At 65.1% G+C, this 22413-nt stretch carries 15 protein-coding genes; 10 read left to right on the top strand and 5 right to left on the bottom strand.

The genetic code is table 11. The features are described from left to right. Window positions 1-59: 59 nt before the first annotated feature. The gene (locus CVV68_RS02330) at window positions 60-878 is read right to left on the bottom strand and encodes a LysM peptidoglycan-binding domain-containing protein (protein WP_110499406.1); all 819 of its coding nucleotides are present in this window, start codon (window positions 876-878) and stop codon (window positions 60-62) included. Window positions 879-1079: 201 nt separating this feature from the next. Between CVV68_RS02330 and CVV68_RS02325 the strand changes: the two genes are divergently transcribed. After that, window positions 1080-1640 (top strand): hypothetical protein, encoded by a 561-nt coding sequence (locus tag CVV68_RS02325; protein WP_110499405.1) that lies wholly within the window; start codon window positions 1080-1082, stop codon window positions 1638-1640. Here the strand turns inward: CVV68_RS02325 and CVV68_RS02320 are convergent. Beyond that, entirely contained in the window at window positions 1637-1873 is a 237-nt protein-coding gene (locus CVV68_RS02320) for a helix-turn-helix domain-containing protein (RefSeq protein ID WP_110499404.1), read from the bottom strand. The two genes, CVV68_RS02325 and CVV68_RS02320, sit on opposite strands and share 4 nt — an antisense overlap. Before the next feature lie 19 nt (window positions 1874-1892). Then, window positions 1893-2039 carry a hypothetical protein gene (locus CVV68_RS23765; RefSeq protein WP_211320695.1) on the bottom strand — a complete coding sequence of 49 codons (147 nt, stop codon included), beginning with the start codon at window positions 2037-2039 and terminating at the stop codon, window positions 1893-1895. 84 nt (window positions 2040-2123) lie between these two features. On the opposite strand from CVV68_RS23765, the gene CVV68_RS02315 reads away from it, so the two are divergent. The 5 genes from CVV68_RS02315 (at window position 2124) to CVV68_RS02290 (ending at window position 12240) form a co-directional block, all read left to right on the top strand. Next, on the top strand, window positions 2124-2759 hold the full coding sequence (locus CVV68_RS02315; RefSeq protein WP_110499403.1) for a hypothetical protein: 636 nt from the start codon (window positions 2124-2126) through the stop codon (window positions 2757-2759). Then, complete coding sequence (locus CVV68_RS24090; RefSeq protein ID WP_245933282.1) at window positions 2756-4615, top strand: CpaE/TadZ family protein; 1860 nt, start codon at window positions 2756-2758, stop codon at window positions 4613-4615. The genes CVV68_RS02315 and CVV68_RS24090 overlap by 4 nt, the downstream gene beginning before the upstream one ends. Window positions 4616-4673: 58 nt before the next feature. Further along, the gene (locus CVV68_RS02300; RefSeq protein ID WP_110499400.1) at window positions 4674-9554 is read left to right on the top strand and encodes an NAD-glutamate dehydrogenase; all 4881 of its coding nucleotides are present in this window, start codon (window positions 4674-4676) and stop codon (window positions 9552-9554) included. A gap of 70 nt (window positions 9555-9624) precedes the next feature. Next, the gene (locus CVV68_RS02295; protein ID WP_110499399.1) at window positions 9625-11100 is read left to right on the top strand and encodes a sensor histidine kinase; all 1476 of its coding nucleotides are present in this window, start codon (window positions 9625-9627) and stop codon (window positions 11098-11100) included. Window positions 11101-11394: 294 nt separating this feature from the next. Then, window positions 11395-12240, top strand: coding sequence for a VanW family protein (locus CVV68_RS02290; protein ID WP_110499622.1), 846 nt, complete (start codon window positions 11395-11397; stop codon window positions 12238-12240). Between the two features lie 109 nt (window positions 12241-12349). On the opposite strand, the gene CVV68_RS02285 is transcribed toward CVV68_RS02290, so the two are convergent. Further along, window positions 12350-12598 carry a WhiB family transcriptional regulator gene (locus CVV68_RS02285; protein WP_038469266.1) on the bottom strand — a complete coding sequence of 83 codons (249 nt, stop codon included), beginning with the start codon at window positions 12596-12598 and terminating at the stop codon, window positions 12350-12352. 261 nt (window positions 12599-12859) lie between these two features. Here CVV68_RS02285 and CVV68_RS02280 point away from each other — a divergent pair, with 261 nt between their 5' ends. Continuing rightward, window positions 12860-13339 (top strand): hypothetical protein, encoded by a 480-nt coding sequence (locus CVV68_RS02280; RefSeq protein WP_146238806.1) that lies wholly within the window; start codon window positions 12860-12862, stop codon window positions 13337-13339. Here CVV68_RS02280 and CVV68_RS02275 read toward each other — a convergent pair. Beyond that, window positions 13304-18043: an FtsK/SpoIIIE domain-containing protein gene (locus tag CVV68_RS02275; RefSeq protein ID WP_110499397.1), complete on the bottom strand. Its 4740-nt coding sequence runs from the start codon at window positions 18041-18043 to the stop codon at window positions 13304-13306. The genes CVV68_RS02280 and CVV68_RS02275 overlap by 36 nt on opposite strands. Before the next feature lie 232 nt (window positions 18044-18275). Between CVV68_RS02275 and glf the strand changes: the two genes are divergently transcribed. The 3 genes from glf to CVV68_RS02260 are packed head-to-tail and all read left to right on the top strand — an operon-like array spanning window position 18276 to window position 22413. Then, window positions 18276-19493, top strand: coding sequence for a UDP-galactopyranose mutase (glf, locus tag CVV68_RS02270; RefSeq protein ID WP_110499621.1), 1218 nt, complete (start codon window positions 18276-18278; stop codon window positions 19491-19493). Beyond that, entirely contained in the window at window positions 19490-21520 is a 2031-nt protein-coding gene (locus CVV68_RS02265; RefSeq protein WP_110499396.1) for a glycosyltransferase, read from the top strand. Before glf ends, CVV68_RS02265 begins: the two co-directional genes overlap by 4 nt. Before the next feature lie 11 nt (window positions 21521-21531). Beyond that, complete coding sequence (locus CVV68_RS02260) at window positions 21532-22413, top strand: ABC transporter permease (protein WP_110499395.1); 882 nt, start codon at window positions 21532-21534, stop codon at window positions 22411-22413.

Here is a 22413-nt window from a genome sequence, read left to right as displayed (position 1 = left end):
CGGGCTGCCGCGGCGCATTCAATAGCGACGCAGACAAGTGAAGCGTGGTGTGTATTTTGTTAGCCGGCAGGTGCGTGCAGGACCTGTCCGGGGAGGATGATGTTTGGATCACTGCCGATGACGCTGCGGTTGGCCCGGTACCACTCCGGCCAGGCCTGCGCCACCTCCACATCGGTGGCGTAGGGGCCTAAGGCGGAGGCGACGATGCTCCACAGGCTGTCGCCGCCTTGCACCACCACTTCTCCGTCGTCGTCGGCGGCGGAGTGGGAGGGACCCTGCCGCGCGGAGGGCCGCAGCTCCGGACGGGCCAGCGGCCCTGGGTCCACGGCGGGGCCCTGCGGAGTCCATTCGGGGTTGACTGGAGGGCTCTCATGCGCCCGGGCGGCGGCCCGGTCGGCAACCTGGGCCTGCACTGCGATGCGCGGTGGGGCCTGAACCGTTCCCGGAGCCTGTTCCACGCCAAGCGGTGAGGCCGCGACAGTGGCGGCATGCCACAGCGGATCGATGGTTCCGCCCCCGGGCCCGGCGGCCATGGCCATGGGTGAGGCCATGAGGTTCAGCCCCAGCACCACGGCGACCAGCCGGCGCATGAATGCCGGAGCCCCAGCTGCGGTCACAGTGGCCAAGCGGTGTCGGCCGTGCAGTTGGGCCACCCCGGAAATGAAGGCGCACACGAGGGCTGCGAACCACCACAGGGCCACGGCAACGCCGATTCCCGCTGCCGCAGCGCCCACAACCTCGGCCAGCTCCAGCGTGCCGGCCGGACGAATGCCACCGGTCCGCCGGCGCAGCAGGTCTCCGCCCGCAAAGACCAGGGACGCGCCCAGAAACAGTATTGCCGCCGTCATGGCGGCGTCGGCAACGGCCTGACGTTTCATAATCCCTATCCTTGTTCGACACTTTTTGACATCATTTAATAATGTTTGATCTTGTAAGACCAATTTTGAACCCTTTCGCTTGCTGTTGTCCAGTGTCTGATGGAAAGCTGTGGACAACACGCCGGATCCCAGGACAGTCAATTGCGTGGGCGTGCACCGGCACTGTTGACGGTGCACGGGGACAGCGCCTAGCGTGACGGCATGCGATGGGACGCACTGTTTGGCGATCTGGATGCGCAGTGGCACGCCGCCACGCAGCAGGACCTCGAGCGTGAAATCAATGAACTCGCCCGGGTGGAAGCGTCGCAGGTGACCCTTGCCGACGCCCTCCGAGGCGCGCTGGGGCGGGAGGTTGCCGCGGTCCTGCGCAACGGCGTCGTCCATCACGGCGTGATTCAGCGAGTGGAGGCCCAGTGGATGCTGCTGGGCTCGGGCGCGCTGTCGGTGGTGTTGCCGCTGGCCAAGCTGCTGCGGCTGCAGGGAATTGGCGCCGCGAGGGTGGTGCAGCAGGGCCGGGTGCGCTACACCCTCGCAGCTGCCCTGCGGATACTGGCACGGAACCGGGCGGTGGTGGTGCTGGAACTTGATTCGGTGCAGCCGGGCCGGGTGCGTGGCGTGGTGGACCAGGTGGGGGCGGACTTTGTGGTCGTCATGCAGCTGGCCGACGGCGTGTCCCGGGTGCGCGACAACAGGCAGGGCAGCGTGGTGGTTGCGTTGGATGCGGTGATGTCGGTGACGTCCTCCGTGGACAACGAATTCTAGCGGTCGGTGCCTGGACGATCCGGCCCCGGGGGGCCTCCGGCGGCAAGCATGGTCCGGGCAGCCGCATGGCGGTCCTCGATGAACTGCTCAAACTTGTCCGAGTCAACGCGCCATTGGCCGCGGCCGCCGATCTGGAACGCCGGAAGCTCCCCGCTGTGCACCAGGGCGTAGCAGGCGGCGGCGGAGATTTGGAGTTGTTCGGCCACATCAGCCAGGGTCAGGAATCTAGGCATGCACCCATTATGGCCCCATTCAACGTAATTTGTTCCAGTTATCCACCGTTTGCCATTCTTCGTCCACGGTCCGCATGGACGGGTTGTCCACAGTTTCCATGCCATTTGTCGATGGGGCTACCACCGCGGCAGAAACGGCGGTAGAAATAGAGGCAATGCGGTCCACGCCGGAGGGGTAATTCCAGTCCCCGCGGCCGTTCCCCCTTCCAGGGGACGCCGCAGCGTGGGGACCGGTGGAGGGACCGTGGGGATGGACGCACAGGACAGGGCGCCAAGGCTGACCAGGCCATCGTGGCGGGACCCGCGGCTTTTCGTGGGGATACTGCTGGTCCTTGCTTCCGTCGCTGCCGTGGTCGCGCTGGTCGGCAGCGCCGACAAAACGGTGCCTGCCTATGTGGCCCGGGACGCGCTGGTGGTCGGCCAGACCGTCACCGGGGATTCCTTTGACATTGTCCAAGTGCGCCTTGGAGACCTGGATGCCAAGTACCTGGATCCCGGGGTGGAACTGCCCTCCCATGCCGTGGCTGTCCGAATGGTTCCAAAGGGGGAGCTGGTGCCGCTGACCAGCATTGGCGGAACTGACGCGCTTGACCGAAAGCCGGCCTCGGTCACCGTATCGGAGCCACTGCCCAAGGAAGTGGCGGTGGGTTCCCACGTCGACGTTTGGGTGGCACTGCCCGATGAGCGGAACGGCTTCCGGGAGCCCGTCCTCATGCTGCCGGGGGCCGAAGTGGCCGCGCTCTATGACGCCGCCTCGGGCCTGGGGGCCGGCAAAAGCACACAGCTGATGGTGTTGGTGACGGACGTGCAAATGCCCAAGTTCCTCGGGGCTGTCGCCAACAAGGCCAAGGTGTCTGTGGTCTGGAATCCAGGTGCGGCCCAATGAGCCCGGTGACCGTGGTGAGCGTCGGTGAGACCCACAACCGTGCCATTGATGAGCTCGAACGCAGCCGCGGCCCGGTCACCGTGGCCCGGCGGTGCCCCGAGCTGACCGGGCTGCTGGCCGCCTGCCAAAGCGGCCTGGCCTCCGTGGCATTGGTGGCCGGGTCCACGGAGGAGCTGACGGCCACGCTGGTTGACCGGCTCACCGCCGTCGGAGTCGGGGTTGTGGCTGTGGCCGGCACTCCGGCCGAGGCAGCGCGGCTGCGCAGCATCGGTGCCTGGACGCTCACCGGCACAGTCACGGCGGAACTCCTCACTGAATCGGTGCTGGCTGCCCTCAGTGCCCGCAGGCACCACACGTCCGCCGCGTTCGGCTTTCCGGCGGAGTCGCCGGCGGCAACAACGGCGGTGCACGACGGCGGACGGTGGAGTTCAGCGGGTCCGTCCCTGGACGGCGGTGGTCCACCACGCGGGGGCCGTTCCACAAGTGACCGCAGTAACGGGAGCCCCTCCGGCGGCCATGATGGCGGGGACAATTCCATGGGGAGCGAAGCGCCCGAACTCCTGGACGGCGTGGGACTGGAAACGGGCTCGGTGGCCAGCGACGGGCCGGCCGCCGGGGCCGCCAACGGGACCGCGGCCGGTGCCGCGGCAGGGACCGCCAACGGGACCGCGGCCGGTGCCGGGCGGCCATCCGCCCGGCCGCAAACGTCTGGCCACTCAACGGCCCGTGGCGGAATGCCGGGCGCCGCGGCACGGGTGCGCTCCGCTGTGGCCGGCAGGATTTCTTTGCTGCGGTCCGGGCGCGGTCCCGACGGCGGTGTCCGGCACCAGGGAAGCCAAGACGGTCCGCGCCGTGACGGTGAGGCCAATGCCAATGCTTATGCCAAGGCGCGGCAGACCCGCCGCGGCCACCCCGCGCCCGCTTCGGCCGCAGGAATGGCCGCGGCGGACACCGGCCCAGCAGGCGCACCCACTTCGGCCGCAGCCGGCGGGTGGACCTCGCCGCGGACGCTGGCTGTGTGGGGTCCTGTCGGATCACCCGGGCGCACGACTGTCGCCATCAACCTGGCTGCGGAGCTTGCGGCCCAGGGGAGCCGGGTCATGCTGGTTGATGCGGACAGCTACGGGGCCAGCGTGGCGGCCAGCCTGGGTCTGCTGGATGAATCCGCCTCCTTTGCCCAGGCCTGCCGGGTCGCCGACCAGGGCATGCTGACTGCGGCAGAACTTGGCCGGATCTGTACCGAGGTGGTGTTTGCCGGGGGCACGTTCTCGCTCTTGACCGGGTTGACCCGCTCGGACCGCTGGCCGGAGTTGCGCGCGGCCGCCGTGGAACGGGTGCTTCAGACCGCGCTCACAATGGTGGACACCGTGGTCATCGATTGCGGCTTTTGCCTGGAAACGGACGAGGAGCTCAGCTACGACACCGTGGCGCCGCGGCGCAATGCGGCCACGCTGACCGCCCTGGGCCAGGCCGACACCATTTATGCCGTGGGCAGCGCAGACGCCATCGGCCTGCCGCGGCTCATCCGGGCGCTGGCGGACCTGCCGGAGGCATGCGCCGGCGCCGACGTGCAGGTGGTGGTGAACAAGGTTCGCAAAAGGGCGGTGGGAGGCACGCCGCTGAAAGCACTGGAGCAGGCCTGGGAGCGTTTCGGGCCGGCGCTGCCCATCAGCCACGCGCTGCCTTGGGACGCCGACGTGACAGCCCGGGCGCTGCTCGAAGGCAGGCTGCTGCAGGAACTTGCCCCCGATGCCCCCCTGCGCCGTGCCATTCGCGAGCTCTGTTGTGCACCTGTCCAGACGAAACAAAAGACTGTTGTATTAAACGCCACAGCAAGGCCTGGGAATACGGGCTAGGCTCGGGTTGAGGCCGCAAAGAAGCGGTCTTTTACTCTTTGACGGAGGCGTTAGATTTATGTCGTCCAACTCACCCACGACCGGGTCCGTTCAGGATTCAGCCCAGCCTGGAGCCGGTGACCAACAGTACATCACCGACTACTACGTACATTTGTCCGGCGAGGACGCTGCCGCGTACGACCCGGCGGTCCTCAATTCCCGGGCGCTGATCCACCGTGCCCTGGCTGCGGACCGGGCCCCCCGAACCATCAAGGTCGAGGTCCTGGACGAGCGTGATGCCAGCGTGGTTTACATCGTGACCGACGACATGCCGTTCCTGGTTGATTCCGTCAGTGCCGAACTGGTGCACCAAAACCTGGCCATCCGCCTCGTGACCCACCCCATGTTCGTGGTGTCCAGGGACCGCGTGACCAATGCGCTGGCCGGCATCCACAAGGTGCCCTCCTACGCCGGCGTGGCCAGCGGCGACACGTCCACGATGCCCAGCATCGCCCACCTGGTCACGGTGGGGGACAACACGTCCCATCTGGAGTCCTGGATGGCCGTCGAGATTGACAAGACCGACGACGCCGCGAAGGCCGGGCTCGTCGAAGGCCTCACCAAGGTCCTCGGAAACGTCCGTGCCGCCGTCGAAGACTGGCCTTCCATGCGCGAGAAGGCGCTGAGCCGGGCGGAAGTGCTGGCCACTGAACTGGCCGGCGAGCACATCACCGACACCCGCGAGGCCGAAGACCTGCTGCACTGGATGGATGCGGGCAACTTCACGTTCCTGGGCTACCGCGAATACGACCTGGTCAAGCAGGATGGCGAGGACGTGCTGGTCAACCGCGAAGGCAGCGGACTGGGCCTGCTCCGGGACGGTTCGAGCCACCCAACGGTCCAGCACCTGACCACCACTGGCCAGCGCAAGGCCCGCGAAAAACGGGTCCTGGTCATCACCAAGGCCAATTCCCGCTCCACCGTGCATCGGGCAGCCTACCTCGACTACATCGGCATCAAGTCCTTTGACTCCCAAGGCAATGTCAACGGCGAGCAGCGCTTCATCGGCTTGTTCGCCTCGGCCGTCTACACGGGCTCCGTACGCAACATCCCCGTGGTGCGTGAAAAAGTCGACGCCGTTCTGCGCCATTTTGGCTTCCCACCCGATTCCCACTCAGGCAAGGACTTGTTCGCGGTCCTGGAGACCTACCCGCGCGACGAGCTGTTCCAGATTGAGACCGAGGACCTGATTGAGATCGCCGACGGCATCCTGCGGCTCCAGGAGCGCCGCCGCACCCGGCTTTTCCTGCGTCCGGACATCTACGGCCGCTTCATGTCGGCGCTGATCTTCATCCCGCGCGACCGCTACACAACGGCAGTGCGCCGCCGCATCGAAAAAGAACTTACCCGGACCTTTGACGCAGTCTCCATCGACTTTGAGGCCAGGATGAGCGAATCAGCGCTGGCGCGCCTGTTCTTCCGCATCCGCCTGTCCAAGGACTACCACGTTCCGGCCGAGCTGCAGGCCGCCGAGCTGGAACAGCGCCTGGTCATGGCGGCCCGTTCGTGGCCCGAGGGCATCGCCCAGGCGCTGCGTGAAACCGAGCACTTGGAGACCGCAGAACGCTTGGCTGCCAAGTGGTCCGAAGCATTCCCCGCCAGCTACCGGGTGGATTTTGAGGTCGAGGACGCGCTCGAGGACATCAAGCGTTTTGAAAGTTTCGACACCCATTACAAGCAGGTGGTCGAAGCCGGCGGGGCACCGGAGAAGTGCGCCCCCGGGATGAACGTCTACCTGTCGGACAGTGCCGTGGACGGCCAGCAGGACGACGCCCGCGTCAAGTTGTACATGGCGCACCCGCAGACCTTGAGCCAAATCCTGCCCTTCTTCCACAACCTGGGCATTGAAGTCATTGACGAGCGCCCGTTTGAGATTGAAACCGCGGACAAGCGCGACTTCTTCCTGTATGACCTGGGCTTGAAGTACCCCGCCGATGTGGATCCGCGTGCGACGGCGTCGCTGCTGACGGACGCATTTGGAGCCGCCACCACGGGTGCCAGTGAGTCGGACCTTTTCGACCGGCTGGTGTTGACCGAGGGAATGGACTGGCGCCAGATCGTCATCCTGCGCGCTTACGCGAAGTACCTGCGGCAGATGGGCAACACCAACTCCTTTGGCTTCATCGCGGACACGCTGCTGCGCAACGTCGCCGTGACGCGGGCACTGGTGGAGCTTTTTGAATGCCGCTTTGACCCGCAGGGCGGGGACGCCGGCCGTGACGAACGCATCGCCGAAGTTCGCGGCCGCCTGGACCAGGCCCTGGACGGGGTTCCGACGCTGGACGCGGACAGGGTGCTGCGCACCATCGCCAATCTAGTGGACGCCACGCTGCGCACGAACTACTACCGCGGCCGGGACTTCCTGAGCCTGAAGTTCGATCCGTCGATGATCACCGGGCTGCCGTTCCCTCGTCCCATGTTTGAAATCTGGGTCTACTCGCCCCGGGTTGAGGGCGTGCACCTGCGTTTTGGCAAGGTGGCCCGCGGCGGACTGCGCTGGTCGGACCGCCGGGAGGACTTCCGTACCGAGGTCCTGGGCCTGGTCAAGGCACAGACGGTCAAGAATGCGGTCATTGTGCCTACCGGTGCCAAGGGCGGGTTCTTCCCCAAGTCGCTCCCGAATCCTGCCGTGGACCGTGGCGCGTGGATCACGGAGGGCCGGGAAAGCTATAAGACGTTCATCCGCGGGCTGCTCGACGTCACCGACAACCTGGTGGCCTCCGACGCCGGTGAGGTGGTGGTGCCGCCCGAGAACGTGGTGCGCCATGACGGGGACGACACCTACCTCGTGGTGGCCGCGGACAAGGGCACGGCGTCCTTTTCCGACACCGCCAACGCCATCTCCGCCGAGTACGGCTTCTGGCTGGGCGATGCCTTCGCCTCCGGAGGCTCCGTTGGCTACGACCACAAGGCCATGGGCATCACCGCCCGCGGAGCCTGGGAGTCCGTCAAGAGGCACTTTAGCGAATTCGACGTCGACACCCAGACCGAGGAATTCACGGCAGTTGGCATTGGTGACATGTCCGGCGACGTCTTCGGCAACGGGCTGCTGCGCACACGCCATGTGAAGCTGGTGGCGGCGTTTGACCACCGGGACATCTTCCTTGATCCCACTCCGGAACCCGGTGCGGCGTTCGATGAGCGCCAGCGCCTATACGACCTTCCACGGTCCTCCTGGCAGGACTATAACAAGGAACTGATCAGCGACGGCGGGGGCGTGTACTCCCGCGCGTTGAAGTCGATCCCCGTTTCCGAGCAGGTCCGTTCAATCCTGGGCCTGCCTGAGGGCACTGTGAAGCTCAGCCCGCCGGAACTGCTGCGGGCCGTTCTCCTGGCTCCCACCGACCTGCTGTACAACGGCGGCATCGGCACTTACATCAAGGCCAGCGGCGAAAGCAATGCAGAGGTGGGCGACAAGACCAACGACGCCATCCGGGTGGACGGCAGGGATCTGCGCGTGAAGGTCATTGGCGAAGGCGGAAACCTTGGCATGACCCAGCACGGCCGTGTTGAGGCGGCGTTGCACGGCGTCATCCTGAACACCGACGCCATCGACAACTCCGCCGGCGTGGACTGCTCCGACCATGAAGTGAACATCAAGATCTTCGTGGACCGGATGGTGGCGGCCGGCAAGCTTGACCCGTCCGAACGCACGGAGTTCCTGATGTCCATGACGGATGAAATCGGGCAGCTGGTCCTTGAGGACAACATCGACCAGAACGTGCTGTTGCTCAATGACCGCCAACGCGTGGTGGAGTGGAGCCCCAGCTATGAACGGTTCATGGACTGGCTTGAGGAACACGGCGACCTTGACCGCGGAATTGAGGCACTGCCCAGCAACGTGGAACTGCGCGAACGCTTGCAGGGTGGACAGGGGCTGACGTCCCCGGAGCTTGCCGTCTTGGCTGCCTACGCCAAGATGGAGCTCGCCACGGCGCTGGGCCAGAGCGGGCTGGCAGACGATCCGTGGTTCAAGCGCACACTGCGCCGGTACTTCCCCCGCGAAGTGGCCGAACGCTTCGATGAGGAGCTCGACACGCACCCGCTGCGCCGGGAGATCATCGCCACTGTCGTCGCCAACGACATGGTGAACCTGGGCGGCATCACGTTCGCCTTCCGTGCCATGGAGGAGTCCTCGTCCGACGAGGTGGCGATCGCCAAGGCCTTCGTTGCGCTGCACGAGATCTTTGACTTCAACGCCATGACCACCGCCCTGCGTGAGCTGCCGCCGTCGTTCCCCACCGAACAGTGGTGCACCGTGCAGCTGGACATGCGCCGGCTGCTGGACCGCGCCGTACGGTGGCTTGTCAACGAGGGCACCGGACAGCGCACCGTTGAGGAGGTCATAGGCCAGTTCAAGCCGGTGGTTGCCTCGGTCGGTGGGCGCATGGGCAGCTTTGTGAAGGGGGTCGACGCCGACCGTGTCCAGTCCTGGTACGACCGCGCCAAATCGTTCAACATGCCCGACGCGCTAGGCCGACAGTGGGCCGAACTGTTCGAGTCGTTCCCGCTGCTTGACGTGGCCAAGGTGAGTCGGAACGTCGACGAACCCGTGGAGGAAGTCGCCAGCGTCTACTATGCCCTCTACAACCGCTACGGCGTGGATGCCCTCCTGGAGAGGATTACCGCGCTGCCGCGCAATGACCGCTGGCAGGCGCTGGCCCGTGCGGCCCTCCGTGACGACCTGTACGCCACCACGGCGGACATGGCGCGCAATGTCATGCACAGCACGGATGGCGGGTCAGGCACCACAGAGCGCATCGAGGGTTGGGAAGCACAGAACAAGGAACAGCTGACTCGGGCAGCCAAGATGTTTGCCGAGGTCAACGAGCTTGAACAAGACGACATGGCTTCATTGTCGGTAGCATTGAGACTCCTGCGTTCAATCGTCCGGCGCTAGCCGATCCGGGGGCGTCCGGCTTCCCCACGGGAGCCGGATGCCACCCACTGAAAATTTTTAGGAGCCGCGCGTGGCCATCTTTGCCGACATGATCAGGGAAGGCGCTGATTTTGGTCCGGGGGATGCCGAATGGCTCCACCTCCTGGTGGGGGACTGGCAGCTTATTGCCGATCTCTCCTTTGCCGACCTGGCGCTCTGGTTCCCGCATCCGGACAAGGGCTATGTGGCCCTGGCCCACGTCCGCCCGTCCACCAGCCACACCATGTTCCACCTGGACTTCGTGGGCGAGGGCATCCAGTCGGAGCTGGAACCGCTGGTGGGCGCTGCCTGGCGCAGCCAAAACATTGAGCGTTCCAATGAAACCAGCATCTGGAATGCCGACCTGGCAATGCGGGTGGAGGCCATCCCCATGGTCCGCAACGGCCGCACCTTGGCAGTCATCACCTCCCACATGGACCTCTCCAGCTCCCGCATGCCGTCGCGGCTGGAACTGACCTACCGGCAGTGCGCCTACGACCTGCTGAAGATGGGCACCTTGGGCCTCTGGCCCGACTTTGCCTCGCCCACCGGCTCCAGGCGCGGAGCACCCCGCGTGGGCGACGGCGTCCTGCGCCTGGACGTGGACGGCATTGTCCAGTACGCCAGCCCGAACGGCGTCTCGGCGTTCCGGCGCCTCGGCGACGGCGAGTCCCTGGAAGGCCGATCCCTGGCAGAGGTGACCACCGGCTTGCTCAAGGACCGCCGCATGGTAGATGAAACGCTGCCGCTGGTGGTCACCGGGCGGATGCCCTGGCGCACCGAAATTGAATCCCGCGGCGTGAGCCTGTCCCTGCGCGCAATCCCGCTGCGCGACGCCACGGAACGCTTCGGCGCGCTGGTGCTGTGCCGCGACGTCTCCGAACTGCGACGCCGCGAGCAGGAACTCGTCACCAAGGACGCCACCATCCGCGAAATCCACCACCGGGTGAAGAACAACCTGCAAACCGTGGCTGCCCTGTTGCGCATGCAGTCCCGGCGCATGCACAGCGAAGAAGGCAAACAAGGGTTGGAACAGGCCATGCGCCGCGTCTCCACCATCGCGCTGGTGCATGAAACCTTGTCCCAGGGCCTGGCCCAAAGTGTCGACTTTGACGAACTTATCGACCGCCAGTTCCGGCTCTCCGCAGAGGTGGCATCGCCCTCCCAGCGCGTGAGCACCGAGCGGGAGGGCGCCTTCGGCGAGCTTCCCAGCGACTTTGCCACACCCCTTGCCCTGGTCATCAACGAACTGGTCACCAATGCCGTGGAACACGGACTGCAGGACCGCGAAGGCACGGTGTGGCTGTCGGCCCGGCGCTACAAGAACAGTGCCGGCGACGACGCCCTGGCGGTCACCATCGCCGACGACGGGATAGGCCTGCCCGAAGGACACATTGCTGAAGGCCTGGGCCTGCAGATTGTGCGCACCCTGGTCACCAGCGAGCTCGGCGGCACCATCGAGTGGGCGCCCCGCGACGGCGGCGGCACGGCAGTGCTCCTGGACATGTCGCTGATCCGCCGTCACTGACAAGGCCGAGGACCGACGCTTTTCCGTCCGGCTTTCCGATCCGCGGCCGCGGGCGGCCTTCGGTCCTCCCTGACGCCGGACTACCAAAAACGCCGGCTCCGCCGCCCTGGTGGTGCCAGCCGGAACCGGCACTGCGCTACACGTCGACATCAATGTCGGGAGGCTGCTGGGGGCCTTGTCTGGACCCGGCACCTGGTGCAATTTTTATCACACACGATCCCTGTCTCGCGGTTCGGTCACCATGGGCAGGGGCGCCTGGACTTACCGAAATCCACGATGGGGGGACACATCGCTTTGGCGCGAAAATTATTTGGGGAAATTTCCCCACTCACTTATCGGATTGCCGTTCAGCGGCAAATTCTGCTGCGCAAGGTCACCAATGCGCGCTCCCGGGCGCGGTTTGCGCAACAGCGGACTGCCGAAGATCTGCCGGTCAGCATTTACCGGCACAACTCGTCGATCCGGCGCAGGCTCGGAAACGTTGACCTGGCCCTCCAGGAAAACAAGGCCGTCAGCCTGGGCCTTGCCGCACCGCACATAGACGGGGTGCTCATAAGGCCAGGGGAAACCTTCTCCTTTTGGCATCTGGTGGGCCACTGCTCGGCGAAAAAAGGCTACCGGACAGGGTTGACCATCAGCTATAACGGACCCGCTTCCGGCATTGGCGGGGGCCTGTGCCAGTTCACCAACCTTCTGCACTGGATGGTCCTGCACAGCCCGCTGGAGATCGTCGAACACCACCATCATGGGGCAATTGACCTGTTCCCGGACTTCAACCGGCAGATCCCGTTCGGCGCCGGGACGTCAATTGTGTACAACTACCTGGACTACAGGGTATTCAACGCAACCCAGAACACCTTCCAGTTCCGGATCTCACTCACCGGTGAGCACCTGAAGGGAGAACTGCGTGCCGCCGAGCCGCTCACAGTGAAATACCACCTCCAGGAAAAGGACGCCCACTTCCAGGAGGAAGGCGGCGAGGTGTTCCGCCGAAACAAGGTTTACCGCAGCGTCCGCGATAAGTTCACTGGCAATGAAATTGCCCATGAACTTATTATTGAAAGCAATGCCCGCGTGCTTTACAGCCGGGAGCTGATCAATCCGCCGATCCGGGCGGCAGCCCGGGAGGCAATCATCTAGTTCAATTGCTTTGGCCGATTAAAGAACTGACCCGCAGCAGTGGTCGAAAAAGTGCGAAATCGCAGAATTTTCGACCACTGGTGCGGGTCGGATGCTGAGCCCAAGGTGCCTAGCTGGCGCGGCGGGCGCGGGCGGCGCGGCGCTTCATGGCGCGTCGCTCGTCTTCACTCAATCCACCCCAAACACCGGCATCCTGGCCGGACTCAATCGCCCACTTCAGGCAGGTGTCGATGACTGGGCAACGACGGCACACGCTCTTTGCTTCCTCGATCTGCAACAAGGCCGGGCCGGTGTTTCCCACAGGGAAGAACAATTCCGGGTCCTTGTCGAGGCAGGCTGCGCGACTACGCCAGTCCATGCTGATCACTCACTCCTTTTAGAACGGGGGAGGCTGCTTGTGAAATATTTCACGTTGGGCCACATAAGAAAAGGGCCTCTATCGGCCCCTCTAGGTCATCGAGTTAAGCGTGTCATGTTAACTCCATGTAAACAAGGGGTTGTGGTGCTTTTGTTGGTCTGTGGCCATGAGCGATGCATCACACCGAGATTCATCACTGGATGCACCGGCCGGGGCAGCCGCGCGTGGTTCTTCCCCGACTATCTCCGGTAAGGTGCAGTTGTGTCAAGACCTCCAGTGAACCCCGCAGAACAGCCGGATCCAGGGCCAGAGGACGCCACGCCGGCCGGCCGGAATAAAACAGGCGCAGGCAGGCCGCCCGGCGTCTACGTCATTGCCGCGGTGGCCGGCCTTGAAGCCCTGGCCCTCGCCGGTTCCGGCGTGGCGCTCACGTTTGCTGCGTTCACCCAGCCGTCACTTTCGCTGGCGGGCACGGTCTTCTTGATTGTGCTGGTGTTTGCGCTTGCTGCGGGCTTGGCGGCTGTCTCCGTGAATGCGTTCAAGGGTTTTCGCTGGACCCGGTCGGCGGCTTTTGTCTGGCAGTTGCTCATGGTCGCGATCGCCGTTTCTGCCCTCCTTAACGGTTCCGCCGTGACGGGGCTGGCTTTGCTGATTCCAGCCTTGGCCGTAATTTATTACCTCTTCACGCCCAAAGTGGTGGCGTTCTCATTGCGGACCGGAGGCGAACGGCCGCTGTTGTAGCTGGCCATCTGGGTCCCCTAAAGTTTCCGTGTGGGGGAACTGGAACCATTCCATTCGGCCGCAGTCGATGAAAACGGCCCGCCCCAGCGGTTCCGATCCGGCCGTATCGAGCCGCACGCCGAACAAGTCGCCGTCCTGCTGTCTGCGGGGTGTGAGCACAATTCCCTGCTCGGCAGTGCGCAGGCCCCATTCCAGCGGAAGCCTGGACAGGGACGGCAGGTGGTTGGGAACGGCGACCAATGCGCAACTGCCGGATGCCACCGTCCGGGTAATTGCCAGGAGCTGGTCCTGTGTCAGCAGCGTGGCGTCGTCCACCCACATGATTCCGTCCGGGGCGCCATTGAGGTCCCGGAGGGCAGCCATGAAGGTTGACTTGCCTGATCCGGGGCCACCGAGCACCGGCAGGAACCTTCCCGTCGCGAGGGACACGGAGACGGGGCTGCGGCCGTCGCCACCGAGCCCCACGGTGATCGAATGGGCACGGGAATGGTTGTGGAGGCCTCCCGTTCCCGGGTCTTCGGATTCGGTGGCATCCCGGCGTGACCACGCCATCGCGCGCCTAGCGTCGACCAGGCTGAGGTGTTCGGGCAGGCCCACCACAACCAAGGGTGGCTCCGGGGGCGCTGCGGGCTTCGGGGACCCGGAAGATTCCAATACCGGGGGGTTTCCGTTGGGCGACGTCAACCAAGGCTGCTCTTGATTCGCGTCGCCGGACGATGGCACCCACGGACGAGTGCCGGATGGATGCGGGGGACTCGGGGCGGCGCCGAGCTGTGCCACGTGGGGATCGTCCGCCTGCCCCCTGGCCGCCGCGGCATTCATCGGGCCCAGGACCGCGGCCCGGCCCGGAATCGGAGTGAAACGCGGAATCCGGGGCCACAACAGCCGCGATTCTGAACTGGCACCGTAGGGCAGGAACAGGCGGTTGGGAATTGCGGCCATGAACGGGGCCGACAGCAGTTCGCGTTCGCCGCCGAGGACCACGGCCAGTTGGGGTCTGCTGCGTCGCACCAGCTCACCCACGGAGTCCTCGGCCCACGGCCAGGGACTGGAACGGAAGGCGGCAACCCAGTGTCCCCAGTCGCTCACCAACACGACGAGGTGGGCGTCAGTTGCGGCGGCCGTCTCGCCCAACCGGAGCAGCAGGCGTGCAGCGGTTCGCAGGCCGGAGGGCGTTACGTAGCTGCCCACCCACGGACAGCCGGAGAACGAACGCATCGAACCGTCGCCGTCGAGGATGTACAGGTACTGCTTCGAAGACCCTTCCCCGGCCGTGTTGGAAGCCACGCATTGTGCCGCGAGAAGTCCGACGGCTGGCGAGGACGCGGTGCGGGGGCCTACACACGCCACGTGTGAATGCCTGGATGGGGACCACAACAGGGTCTCCAACGACTGGCGTTCGGGCACGTCCACCAGTCCCACCAGGACGGGATCCCAGGCCTCCCGGCTCCCTGGCCCGCCGGCTCGGGTCCCCGCCACGGAGATGCCGTCGAGGTCCAGTTCACGGGGCAGCTCGGGGGCCACAATCACACGCGCTGCAGTCCACGGTAGCGGTGGTCCGAGGGGTGGCGTAGGAGACGGTGCGCTTGCCGGCTCCGCAGTCCCAGGGGTACCGGGGTCCTGTGCTGCCCATCCCTGCCGGCGCGGGCGGGAAAGCATCCGCCAGGCGGCAGTGAGCAGACCGGCCACGGAATCCACATCGCTGTCTCCCCCCATGCCGTCGTTGGCGCCTGCCATGCCCCTGACGAAGTTCCGATCCGCAACGGCAACCGGCCCGGCAACGGGTGCGGCGCCGCCTCCCTGACCCGGGGGAATTTGGTTTTGCAGGAAGTCGACAGCCAGGTCCGCAGTCGGGCGCTGGCCACCCCGGAAGGCCGAAAGCCTCAAGGTTGCGCTCTGGAACTCCGTGGGACGGCCTCCGGCACGGCTGATAAAAGCCCTTCCGGGCGTGTCAATGCCAATGGCTGCCGCAACGCCCGAACCAATGACGTCCTGGGAATCGAAGGTGCTTTGCACCCGCAGGCAGACGGAACTGGTGACGTTGGCCCGGATGTCTGCATTGACTGCGCCTTGCGGCCGTTGCGTGGCCATGACCAAATGGATACCCAGCGACCGGCCCACAGCTGCGATGCGCATTAGCTCGGCCATGGCAACGGGATACTGGTCCACGAGCACGCGGAACTCGTCAATGACAATTACCAGGTGTGCCATGACGCCTCTTTCAGTGTTGGCATGGCTGGAGCGGTAGGCATCGCAGTCGGCAGCCTCGGCGTTGCCCAACACCAACTCGCGCCGCTTGATCTCCGCACGCAGGGACCCAAGAATGCGGTCCATCCCGCGGCCGTCGAGGTCCGTGACCAGGGCTGAGGTGTGGGGGAACTTTTGCAAGGTGCCCAACCCGGCTCCGCCCTTAAAGTCAACAAAAACAAATTGCAGGTCGGCGGGGGAGTGGGCCACCGCCAAGCTTCCCACCAGAGTCCGCAGGAACTCGGACTTCCCGGAACCCGTGGTGCCGCCCACCAGCAGGTGGGGTCCGTCGCTGGCAAAATTGAAAAGTTCGCTCCCGGCAGCCGACCGTCCAACAGGGACAGGTGTGAGCGGACCGCCCGCGTTGGCGAGCCAGCGGTCCGCCACAGCCCGCGGGCTGCTGCTGGGAAGCGGGACAGTGCAGGGAGCCATTGCCTGCCCCGTCGACACGGACCTGCCCGAGCCCGACCTGGCCCGGGCATATCGGTCGAAAATGTGCGCCGGGACCCCGTCCGGAACGAAGGAATGGCCGCCGCTCATGCCCGCGGCACCGTTTCCGTCTGGCTGCAGCTGCACGTCAGCGGCATCGTCGCCGCTGCGGCCAAGCCGGGAGGTGAAATGCAGGACGCGGATTCCCGGAAACACGGCCCGCACGCCCGTGGGTGGTTGGCCAATGGACACCAGTACGCAGTCCGGGACAGCCGCAGCCGCGCGTCCTGCAACCGTGCCCGGCCCGGCGCCGTCCGCAGATTCCGTGCCCGCACCTGCGCCCAGCCCGTTGACGGCAGCCACGGCGCCCGACAGGCTTCCTGCCAGAACAGTCAACGGCAGGAACCTGGCTGACAGCGGAAGTTCCCGCACCGGCCCCATAAGGACCACCGGCACCCCCGCGGCATCCAACTGCATCAGCACAAAGTGCAATAACAGGCGCAGCGGCCCCGGAGCACCCGCAATCTGCACCGGAGACTGGCCCACCGGCACCGACATGGGCAGTTCGCTGGAGAGGGGAGCCAAGAAACCCGGATAGTCCGGCACGGGCTCCACCAGGGCCCGCTGTGCTGCCGTGCCGACGCGGACGGCAAGACGCCGGCCGGCCGGGTCCGTGTCCCGCAGGGCCGCAACACCCGGGTCCGGACCCCGCAGGACCGCCACCCCGGGTTTGGCATTCACGGCGCCCGAGTGCAGTGCCCAGCCCACCAAGACATCGGCGCCCGGGAACGCGGCCGTACGGCGGGCAGCGTCACGCACGGCAGCCGCCCCCACCAGGGCAGAGAACTCGCGCCGCCGCCGGACCCCGCCCAGCAGTGGTGAAATGACGGCGACGGCTCCCATGGCGGCAAACCCCAGGAACATCCACGAGCCGGTAAGCCAGGCAAACAGCACGCCTATCACCAGGGGAAGCAATCCGGCGGACGTCATTGCCCATCTGCTCCGGGGTGGTCCGGCTCCGTGGGGGAGCTTCACGGGATCAAGGACAGCCGCATCCAGCAGGCCGCCCCGATCCAGCCTTGGGCCCGAAGGAATGGACAGGAAACCGGCGGGGGCATCCCCGCCAAGCCCGGCGCCACGACCGGGGGCGTGGTCAAGCGCAGCGTCGTCAGCCCCTGAGCCGGAAGGTATGGACAGGAACCCATCGGGGGCATCCCCGTCAAGCCCCGCACCGCCAGCCCCCAAGCCGGAAACCCCGAAACCGTCGGCCCCAGGGCCGGAAACCCCCGCGCCATCAACCCGGGGACCCGTAAGTCCGGGATCCCGGGAATCAGTAGCGCAGCCGGCCGGTGTACGCAGTTCGATGGCCAAGCCGGACATGCCGCAGCGGATGAGGTCGCCCACTTCCACCGCGGCGGTCCCCTTCAGCGGCACCGCGACCACCAGGGGATCATCCTGCCAGCCGCGCAGGATGCTGAAACCCGTTGACCCCGGTGCCGCTGTCAGCGTCATGGCGCGCTCGCCGACTGTCAGTGTGCCGTGGTTCCTGGACAACGTGGGGTCGTCGATCACAATTTGGCATCGGCCGCGCCCCAGGCGGTACCGGCCGCGGTGCAAGGCAAACATGGCACCTGCGCCGGGCCCGGAGCGGACGGCCAGCACGGCGGGCGCATCGGAGCGGGGGCCGCGTCCAGTCCCCGCTCCGCCCAGGGGACCCACATCCCCCTGCACGACGACGACGGCGCCGTCCGTGAGCGGCCGCTGTCCGACGCGCAGATCGCCGAGGGGGACGCCGGCCACGGTGAATGAACAAGCCGGCCAGCGGGCGGACAGCGCCTCCACCACGGCAGATCCATCCGGGGAGCCACCGGACCCGGGCAGCCCCCCGGCATGGGATCCGAGCGCCGTCCCGACCTCCGCCGCCCCTGATGGAGCCTCACCGACCTGCCGCGGCAGTGAAACGCTCAGTTCCGCGGGTTGGAATGGAACGGCCCCCGGACCGGCCACCGCAGTGATTTCCAAACGCACTGCCACTCCCTTCCCGGCATTCCGGCGGCTCCGGTGCCCGTCTTGTTTCCAAGCCTAGGCGGGCGGCAGGTGTCCGCAAGGGCCGGCGTCGGCCATTGTCAACAACCCGAGGGGAAGCTCCACTTGTGGAGGAGGGAACGGCCGCAAAGTGCCCCGAGTCATACACCAGGGAATCAAGGATTGGGTAACGTTCGGGTAACCTAGAACGGTAGGCGTGGGCACGGCTGTGCCCATAAACCGCCGAACAAGGAACACAGGAGAGTTTGTGAACGCTGACCTAGTCGTCGTCGGTTCGGGTTTCTTCGGCCTGACCATTGCAGAGAGAGCCGCCACCGAGCTGGGGTTGAAGGTGGCCGTGCTGGACCGCCGGCACCACATTGGCGGCAATGCCTACAGCGAAAACGAGGCCCAGACCGGCATCGAGGTGCACCGCTACGGAGCCCACCTTTTCCACACCTCCAACGAACGCGTATGGGAGTATGTGAACCGCTTCACAAAGTTCACCAATTACCAGCACAAGGTGTACACCTCCCACAAGGGCGAGGTATACCAAATGCCCATCAACCTGGGCACCATCAACCAGTTCTTCCGTTCCTCCATGGGGCCGGACGAGGCGCGCGCGCTGATCCAGGAGCAGGCCGGCGAACTGGCCGGCACCGATCCGGCGAACCTGAACGACAAAGGCATCCAGCTCATTGGCCGCCCCCTCTATGAGGCGTTCATCAAGCACTACACAGGCAAGCAGTGGCAAACCGACCCCAAGGACCTGCCGGCGTCGATCATCTCGCGGCTGCCCGTGCGGTACAACTACGACAACCGCTATTTCAACGACACCCACGAGGGCCTGCCCGTGGACGGCTACACGGCCTGGATCGAACGCATGGCCGACCATCCCAACATCGAGGTCGTGCTGAACACCGACTTCTTCGACGACGGCGAATACTCCCGGCAGGCTGTCAGCGGCCAGGTGCCCGTTGTTTACACCGGCGCCGTGGACCGCTACTTTGACTACGCCGAGGGCGACCTTTCGTGGCGAACCATCGACCTGGAGCAGGAAGTGCTGCCCATCGAGGATTTCCAGGGCTGTGCCGTCATGAACTACCCGGATGAGGCGCAGAAGTACACGCGCATCCACGAGTTCCGCCACTTCCACCCGGAGCGGGACTACACCAAGGATGCCACCGTCATCATGCGCGAGTTCTCGCGCTTTGCCGAAAAGGGCGACGAGCCGTACTACCCGGTCAATACCGCCGATGACCGCAAGAAGCTGCTCGCCTACCGCGACCTGGCCAACGGCGAATCGGAGGTGCTGTTCGGCGGGCGCCTGGGCACCTACAAATACCTCGACATGCACATGGCCATCGGGTCCGCCCTGAACATGTATGACAACAAGATCAAACCGCACTTCACCGGCGGGGCGAAGCTGCTAAGCGGAGGAGTTGACGCGTGAGCGTAACAACCAAGACCGAGTCGGTCCAGAAGAAATCAGATCAGACAGTCTGGAAGACCGTCCACCGTATTGTTTTCCCCACGGACGGCGATATGGACACCCTGCCGTTGTATGTGGATTTCAATGCAGCACAGCGCGTTGTTGCCACAGAGATGGACGTTACCAAGCTGTCGGCCAACCCGAGTGAGTCAGCGGTCGTCGCCCCCGGCGCGCAGCAGCGCACGGATTTCTTGGAAGGACGCCGGGGGCTCCGCCTCCCCGCCTTCCAGCGCGTGTCCTTTGGCACGTATTTCAACGCATTTCCGGCGAGTTACTGGCGGGCCCACACCAACGTCTCAGATGTCCGCCTGACGGTGGAAACCGAAGGGGCAGCCACAGTCGTCATCTATCGCTCCACCCCGCGCGGGACGGCTAACCGCGTCGAGAGCATCCCGGTCGCGGACGGCGCACCTGCTTCGATTGAGCTCCCGTTGGCCAATTTTGGCGACGGCGGTTGGTACTGGTTTGACTTGGTCGCGGGCCCGGAGCCGGTGCGGCTGGTCAGCGCCGAATGGTCGGTGGCGGAGCCCGAGGTTTTCGTGCCGGGAACGGCTACCCTCGCCGTGACCACTTTCAACCGTCCCGACTACTGCATGAGGCACCTGGCCACCCTTGCCGAATCCCCCGAACTGCTGGAGTCGGTGGACCGGTTGCTGATCACTGACCAAGGCACGCAGAAGGTCAGGGACCAGGAGGGATTCGATGCAGCCGCTGCGCAGCTGGGTGACAAGTTCACGCTGATCGAGCAGGGGAACCTGGGCGGATCGGGTGGATTCGCGCGCGGCATGCACGAGGCGGTCAAGGACGGGCGCAGCAAGTACGTCCTATTGTTGGACGACGACGTGCTCATCGAAACCGAGGGCATCTTGCGGGCCTTGAACTTCGCCGACTTCACCCGGACTCCCACCATCGTCGGTGGACACATGTTCAACCTGTACGAACGTTCCGTCATGCACAGCTTTGGCGAGCAGATGAACGAGTACCGGTTCATCTGGGGCCCGGCCGATAACACCCAGGAGGGCCACGATTTCGCGGCCAGCAACCTGCGAACGACGCCGTGGATGCATCGGCGCGTTGACGTCGATTTCAACGGCTGGTGGATGTGCATGATCCCCACCAGCATCATCCGTGAAATCGGCCTGGCGTTGCCCGTCTTCATCAAGTACGACGACGCCGAGTACGGCATCCGTGCCAAGGCGCACGGCTACACCACCGTGACGCTGCCCGGGGCGGCCGTGTGGCACATGCCGTGGACGGAGAAAGACGACACCATCGACTGGCAGGCCTATTTCCACCAGCGCAACCGCTGGGTGACCGGACTGGTCTACTCGCCATACAAGAAGGGTGGCTTCCTGTGGCGCCACAGTTTCCTGCTGGACGTCAAGCACCTGTTGTCCATGCAGTATTCGGCAGTTGACCTTCGCCTGGACGCGCTCGAGGACGTACTCCGCGGACCGGAACACCTGCATCCCACAATCCTGACGAAGCTGCCGGAGATTCGCTCGCGCCGCGCGACGTTCGATGATGCGAAGGCGACGAAGGAAGTCTCGAGTTTCCCGGCTGTGCAGCGTGTGCGACCGCCCCGAATGGGCAAAAAGCCAACTGCCCCGCGGACCATCATCGGTGCACTCGGTGCCGCCGCATCGGCAGGCGTCCGGCAACTGCGCAGCATCCGTCCCGGCGCCCTGGAGCACCCGGAAGCGGTGGTCGCTGCGATGGACGCGCGCTGGTGGCGCCTGTCCCAGCTGGACTCCGCCATCGTCTCCAATTCCGATGGTTCGGGTGCAGCGTGGTATAAGCGCCAGCCTGCGAATTTCCGCGACATGTTGTCTCGAAGCATCAAATTGCACCAGCGTTTGCTCTCGGAATGGGACTCCCTTTCCGAACAGTATTCGCGGGCACTTCCGCAGTTCACCTCACCAGAGGCATGGGAGGAGACCTTTCGGGCCGCCTCGAACAGTCCGCAGAACGAGACCAAGAAGCTGTAGTGGCGCGTACAATGGCTGACTCCGCTCAATCGGAACTTCAGACGCCTGGGCGGGGCAACGGCCTGCGCGACGTGTATGGATCCCGATTCCTGCTCAAGTTGCTTGTCCGCAAGGAACTGAAGGTCAGGTATCGAGGCTCCGTGCTGGGCATCGTTTGGTCTTACGTGAAACCTGGTGTTCAGTTCATCGTCTTTTACGTGGCGCTGGGTGTGTTTCTGGGGCTCGAACAAAGCCCCACCAACAGGGGAGGGCTGCCCAACTACGCCATCTACTTGTTTTCCGGAATCATCTTGATCAATTTCTTCACCGAGGCCCTGGGGAACGCATCGCGTTCGATCGTTGGCAACGGCGGGTTGATCAAGAAAATCTACCTGCCCCGACAGTTGTTCCCCGTGGCATCGGTCTGGGTTTCTGCCGTGCATTTCTTCCCCCAACTGCTGATCCTGGCGGTGGCGTGCCTGTTCACCGGTTGGCACCCGTCCCTGATTCAGGTATTGGCAGCTGTCGCAGGATTCATCATCGTGACACTGCTGGCCACGGGCCTTGGGCTGCTGTTCGGCGCGGCCAATGTGTACTTTCGGGACTCTGAAAACTTTGTGGACATGCTCTTGATGATTGCCACGTGGGCCTCTCCCGTCATGTATTCGTGGACCATGGTTCAACACAAACTGGGAGAGACGTGGTATGCGCTTTACCAGGTCAACCCCATGACGATCGCCGTGGAGACATTCCACTACGCGTTCTGGCTTCCGACGACGGACGGGTCGGCGGGCATTCCGCCGCACCTCTTGTCCCTGTGGATACCCGTGGGGCTGCTGGTCTCGGCCGGCGTTTTGCTGTGGGGCCAAATGACTTTCCGTCGGCTCGAGGGCCGCTTTGCCCAGGAGCTCTAG

It is taken from the genome of Arthrobacter livingstonensis (assembly GCF_003219815.1).
Lineage (GTDB): Bacteria > Actinomycetota > Actinomycetes > Actinomycetales > Micrococcaceae > Specibacter > Specibacter livingstonensis.
The sequence above is the reverse complement of the archived record's forward strand: the minus strand, read 5'-3'. Positions and strand labels throughout refer to the sequence as shown.